The sequence below is a fragment of the Mycobacterium sp. SMC-21 genome (assembly GCF_045310825.1).
Lineage (GTDB): Bacteria > Actinomycetota > Actinomycetes > Mycobacteriales > Mycobacteriaceae > Mycobacterium.
In genome coordinates this window covers 22,267-28,299 of record NZ_JBJIAO010000055.1, presented here as the reverse complement: position 1 = coordinate 28,299, position 6,033 = coordinate 22,267, and the positions used below count along the sequence as shown (strand labels likewise).

Sequence of the window (6,033 nt, the reverse complement as noted above, 5' to 3'; positions counted from 1 at the left end):
CTTCTTCGCAGACTTGCAGGTCGTGAAGCGGAACCTACGCCCGTGCTCCGTATTTACACCGCGTCCCGGACACGACCGGGATCTGACGTCGACGATCAGTGGGCTAAACACCGACCAGCTGTCTCAGGCATTGACAGTGCTGACCGATACCTTCAAGGACACGCCTGCTCCGCTGAAGGTGGCCGTGGCCGGGGTGGGCCGGTTCTCGGACACCCTCAACCAGCGCGACGCGCAACTTCGCAACCTGCTGGCCAATGCCAGAAAGGTGACCGGAGTATTGGCGGAGGACAGCGACAAGATCGTCGCTCTGGTGCAGTCCAGTAACGCTCTGCTGGTTCAGTTGCGTACTGAAAGTGCTGCAGTGGAACAGATCTCGAAAAACATTGCGGCGGTAACCGAACAGGTGCGCGGGCTGATCGGCGAACACCGGAACACGCTCAAGCCGGCGCTGGAGAAACTCAACGGCACGTTGGCCATCCTGGATCAGCACAAGGACCAAATCCAGTCGGCGATAAAGAAGCTCAACTCCTATGCGATGTCCCTCGGGGAGTCAGTCGCGTCCGGACCGTTCTTCAAGGCCTACCTGTCGAACCTGCTACCGGGGCAATTCGTCCAACCGTTCGTCGATGCCGCGTTCTCCGATTTGGGGTTGGACCCGCACGTTTTGGCACCGTCGGAGCGCACAGACCCTCAAGTGGGACAGCGCGCCACCCCGGCGCTACCCGTGCCCTACCCGCGTACCGGTCAGGGCGGTGAACCGCACCTCAATCTGCCTGACGCCATCACCGGTAAGCCCGGAGATCCACGGTATCCGTACCGGGAGCCGCTGACGCCACCGCCACCGGGTGGACCGCCGCCGGGACCGCCGGCAACGGCGCCGCCCGGACTTGAACCGGTTCCGGCGCCCACCAGCGCTCCGCTGCTGGCTCAGGATCCGGTCGAGGCGCCACATGTCAATGGCGGTGGGCAATGATGACCCGCAGCACCAAGCGCATCACCATTGCCGCAGGGCTCGCGGTCGCCCTCGTGGTCGGGCTGTTCATGGTTGTGAGAACTACAGCGAACGCACACCGCATCCATGTCGTTGGCTACTTCGCCAACAGCAACGGTGTTTACACCGGCGATGAAGTCCGCATCTTGGGCATCCCCGTCGGAACGATCGACCGCATCGAACCCCAACAACAGCGGGTGAAAATCTCTTTCTCTTATGACGCCAAGTATCAGGTGCCAGCCGATGCGAAAGCCGTTGTGCTGTCGCCCTCCCTGGTGTCGGTCCGGGCGATTCAGCTCACCCCGGCGTACACCGCGGGACGCGTGATGACCGACGGTGCCACAATTCCCCTGAACCGCACTGCGGTTCCGGTCGAGTGGGATGATCTGCGGGTCCAATTGCAGAAGCTGACCGAGTCGCTGCAACCGACGCAACCGGGTGGGGTCAGCCCGCTCGGCGCGTACGTGAACACCGCGGCCGAGAACCTACGCGGTGAGGGTCCGAGCATTCGGGACACTCTGATCAAGACTTCCCAGGTGTTTTCGGCGCTAGGCGATCACAGCGACGACATCTTCTCCACCGTAAAAAACATCTCCACGCTGGTGACCGCATTGAAAGACAGCCACGATGTGTTGCGGCGCCTCAACATCAATCTGGCGGACATCACGGGCCTGCTGGCACGCGATCCCGATCAGGTCGCTCACGCGCTGTCCGGCGTGAACTCCGTGGTGGGTGACCTACAGACGTTTGTCGCGGCGAACCGCGAGACGCTGGGCACCACGTCGGACAAACTCGCCGCAGTCACGTCGACGCTCAATGGCAGCCTCGATGACGTCAAACAGACGTTGCACACGCTGCCGACCGTGCTGCAAAACTTCGTCAACATCTATCAACCGTCGCAAGGCGCCCTCACCGGTGTGCTGGCATTGAACAACTTCGCAGACCCGATCTCGTTCCTGTGCGGCGCAATTCAGGCCGCCTCGCGCCTCGGTGCCGATCAGTCGGCCAAGCTATGTGTGCAGTATCTGGCGCCGATCGTGAAGAACCGGCAGTACAACTTCCTGCCGATCGGCGAGAACCTGTTTGTCGGACAATCCGCCCGGCCCAACGAAATCACATACAGCGAGGACTGGATGCGCCCCGATTACGTGCCGCCGGCACGTCCAGGTACCCCCGCGGCTCTGCCGCCGGCCGCGCCTAGTCAGGCACCGGCAGGTCCGCCGCTGCCAGCGGAGTCGGCCGATCCTGCCACCGGTCTACAGGGGTTGATGGCACCACCCGGAGGTGGCTCATGAGATGTCGCGCTGCTGCGGTGATCTCGCTCCTGGTGGTCGTGCTGTCAGGATGTCAATGGCGGGGCGTGAACTCGCTGCCGCTGCCCGGTACCGCCGGACATGGCGCCGGCTCGTTCACAATCCAGGTCGAACTGCCCGACGTCGACAACATCCAACGCAACTCGCGGGTCCGGGTCGGCGATGTCACCGTGGGCACCGTTACCAGAATCGATCGTCAGGGTTGGCACGCGTTGCTCACGCTCACGCTCGACGGCAGTGTGAACCTGCCCGCCAATGCGACGGCCAAGATCGGGCAGACGAGCTTGCTGGGCTCCAAGCATATTGAATTGGCTCGGCCGACGGCCACAGCTCCGGAGGGCCGTCTCCACGACGGTTCGCGGATCGCGCTCACCTCGGGGAGCTCCTATCCAACGACGGAAAAGACCCTGGCGGCAATGTCATTGGTGCTCAACGGTGGAGGCATCGGCCAACTCCAGGACATCACCCGAGCGCTGAGCACAGCATTCGCCGGCCGAGAGCAGCAGCTACGCAGCCTGCTGACTCAGCTCGACGAGTTCATCGCACACCTCGATGACCAAACCAGTGACATCATCGACGCGACCGCGGCGCTGAACAATCTGGCCGGCCAGGTGGCGAGCCAACAGCCGGTGCTGGACAAGGCGATTCGGACCGTGCCGGACGCACTTTGGGTGCTCAAGGACGAACGCGGCAAGCTGGCCGACGCGCTGGATGCGATCGGCAAATTCAGTGCGGTGGCGGCCGATTCGGTGAACAAGACCAAGGAAGACCTGGTCCGTGAACTGCAGGCCGTTGGCCCGGTACTGGCCTCGCTGGCCAACGCCGGACCGGATCTCACCAGATCACTGAGCTTCTTCGGCACCTTCCCGTGGCCCAACGAAACGCTTGAGAATTGGTTCCGCGGCGACTACGCCAACCTCACCGCAGTCATCGATCTCACCTTGAGTCGGATCGACGCGGGCCTGTTCACCGGGACGCGGTGGGAGGGCAAACTCACCGAGCTCGAGATGCAGTGGGGCCGAACCATCGGGCAGATGCCGAGCCCGTACACCGCGGGCAATCCACTTGTCGCGCCGTATCACTGGGATCAGGGGCACTGACATGCGAATGAACCGGAAGATCTGGATGCAACTGGCGGTGTTGTTCGTCGTCACCACAACAGCGTTCGTCGTCATGGCGATCGGGTATGTGCGACTGCCCAACCTGTTGTTCGGTATCGGGCACTACCAGGTCACTGTGCAATTGCCGGAGACCGCCGGTCTTTACGAACGGGCGAACGTCAGCTACCTGGGAACGGAGGTGGGGCAGGTCAAGTCGTTGGCGCTGACCGCGCGCGGGGTCGATGCTGTGCTGTCGCTGCGCTCGGACGTCAAGATCCCCTCCGATCTGGACGCGCAGGTGCACAGCACGTCGGCGGTCGGGGAGCAATACGTGGCGCTGCTGCCGCGGGCCGGACAGTCGGCACCCCTGCGCAACGGCGACGTCATCCCAGCCGACCGGACCACGGTTCCGCCGGATGTCAACGAGCTGTTGGACGCCACGAACAGAGGGCTGCGGGCGATACCCGGGGACAACCTGAAGACCGTGATCGACGAATCCGCCACTGCGGTTGGCGGGTTGGGGCCGGAGCTGTCCCGCATCGTCAAGGGATCAACCACTCTCGGCGCGGGCGCCCGTGCGCACCTCGATGACCTGACCAATGTCATCGACAACGGTGGACCGCTGCTCGATACCCAGACCGACACCGCAGATGCGGTGCAGGCGTGGGCCGCTCACCTGGCCCACGTGACCAAACAGATCAAGGACAGCGATCCCGCGGTGCGCGGGATATTGCAGCACGGCCCCGAGGCCGCGGACCAGGTACGCCAACTGTTCGACCGATTGCAGCCCACGTTGCCGATCATGCTGGCCAACCTTGCCAATATCGCGCCGGTCCTGGCCACCTACAACGCCAGCCTGGAACAGATTCTCGTGCTGCTGCCGGTTGGTACCGAGGCTGTGCAGGGCGTGACGCTCGCCAACAGGGATATGCCGCAGAAGTACCGGGGCGCCTATCTGAGCTTCAACCTCAACGTCAATCTGCCGCCGCCATGCACGACCGGGTTTCTGCCCATTCAGCAGCAGCGACAGGCGGTGTTGCAGGACGCCCCGAACCGGCCGGCGGGCGACGTGTACTGCCGCGTGCCGCAAGACTCGATGTTCAACGCCCGGGGAGCACGCAACCTGCCATGCATCACCCGCCCCGGCAAGCGGGCGCCGACCGTCAAAATGTGCGAGAGCGACCAGAACTATGTGCCGCTCAACGACGGCTTCAACTGGAAAGGCGACCCGAACGCCACGCTGTCAGGGCAGGACATCCCGCAACTGCCGCCGGATTCCGCGCCCGCGGCCAAACCACCGCCACCGATCGCGGCAGCTACCTACGACCCGGCCACCGGGAACTACGTCGGTCCCGACGGCAACGTGTACACCCAGGCCGATCTCGCCCAAACCGCACCTAAGGAGCAGACATGGCAGTCGATGTTGACGCCGTCGGCGAAGTAGCCGACACCGAAGTAGCCGACGAGGCAGAGCAATTGACGAATGAGGGAGACGTCGGGGCGTCCCAGCGGCGCCCGGGTATGCGCGCCCTGATCATCGGGGGCATAGTGACCGCCGCCGCTGCGGCCGGTGTCGTCGGCTGGCTCGGCGTCCAGTATCGCCACCAGGCACAGGATCAGCAGCGGCAGGAGCAATTCCTGCAGGCCGCGCGGCAGGGTGCGATCAACCTGACCACCATCGACTTCGCCGAGGCCGACGCCGATGTGCAACGCATCGTCGACGGGGCGACCGGTCCGTTCTACGACGATTTCCAGAAACGAGCGCAACCGTTCGTCGGCGTCGTGAAACAGGCCAAATCAAAATCGATCGGAACGGTGACGGCTGCGGGCCTGGCCTCCGTGCAGGGCGATGAGGCACAGGCGCTGGTCACCGTCTCGGTGAACACCACCAATGCCGGTGCGGCAGAGCAGAAGCCGCGACTGTGGCGGATGCGGATAGACATGCAACGGGTGAACGATGTGGTCAAGGTATCCAACGTCTCGTTCGTGCCATGACGCAGCAGTACATCTCACGAAAGGGGCAACGATGACCGAGACCGCGATAGCCGAACATGACCTCACGACCGACGACGAGCCGGTGGACGCCATCCCCACAGATCGGCCAGAAGTCGCGGCGAAGAAACGGAACTGGTATCGCGTCCTGGGTCTCGTGGTGCTGCCAGTCGTCGTCCTGGCGCTCGGTGTCGCCGCCGGGTACCTTAAATGGCTGAGCGGATCGGCAAGCGAATCCGCCCATGCCCGTGCGGAATCCGTGCAAGCGGCCACCGATAGCACCGTCGCGATGTTGTCGTACCGACCGGACACCGTCGAAAAGGACCTCGGCGCGGCCGAAGGCCGGTTGACCGGGACTTTCCGCGACTCCTACGCCAAATTGGTGCACGACGTCGTCATCCCCGGGGCCAAACAGCAGTCGATTTCCGCGGTCGCGACCGTGCCGGCAGCGGCCGTGGTCTCGACCACCCCGCGTCACGCGGTAGTGGTGGTCTTCGTTAACCAGACGACCATCGTGGGCAACGGGGCACCGACCAATACCGCCTCGAGCGTGCGGGTGACACTGGACAAGGTGGGATCGAGTTGGCTGGTCTCGGACTTCACACCCGTATGAGCGGGTCGGTATGCGGTCGGAAGT

The 6,033-nt window shown here is 63.8% G+C and carries 6 protein-coding genes; all 6 read left to right on the top strand.

The genetic code is table 11. The features are described 5' to 3' along the window. Positions 1-973 (top strand): MCE family protein (locus ACJH6H_RS28085; RefSeq protein WP_406776257.1); only part of this gene is annotated, 973 nt, incomplete at its 5' end. Continuing rightward, positions 973-2,286 carry an MCE family protein gene (locus ACJH6H_RS28080; protein WP_406776256.1) on the top strand — a complete coding sequence of 438 codons (1,314 nt, stop codon included), beginning with the start codon at positions 973-975 and terminating at the stop codon, positions 2,284-2,286. The genes ACJH6H_RS28085 and ACJH6H_RS28080, both read left to right, overlap by 1 nt. Then, positions 2,283-3,404 carry an MCE family protein gene (locus tag ACJH6H_RS28075; RefSeq protein WP_406776255.1) on the top strand — a complete coding sequence of 374 codons (1,122 nt, stop codon included), beginning with the start codon at positions 2,283-2,285 and terminating at the stop codon, positions 3,402-3,404. The genes ACJH6H_RS28080 and ACJH6H_RS28075 overlap by 4 nt, the downstream gene beginning before the upstream one ends. A gap of 1 nt (position 3,405) precedes the next feature. Further along, a complete protein-coding gene (locus tag ACJH6H_RS28070; RefSeq protein ID WP_406776254.1) occupies positions 3,406-4,848 on the top strand; it encodes an MCE family protein in 1,443 nt (480 codons plus the stop codon). 77 nt (positions 4,849-4,925) lie between these two features. Further along, positions 4,926-5,399, top strand: coding sequence for a mammalian cell entry protein (locus ACJH6H_RS28065; protein WP_406776253.1), 474 nt, complete (start codon positions 4,926-4,928; stop codon positions 5,397-5,399). Between the two features lie 31 nt (positions 5,400-5,430). Next, positions 5,431-6,009, top strand: a complete 579-nt coding sequence (locus tag ACJH6H_RS28060) for a hypothetical protein (protein ID WP_406776252.1) — start codon at positions 5,431-5,433, stop codon at positions 6,007-6,009. The last annotated feature ends 24 nt before the right edge of the window (positions 6,010-6,033 follow it).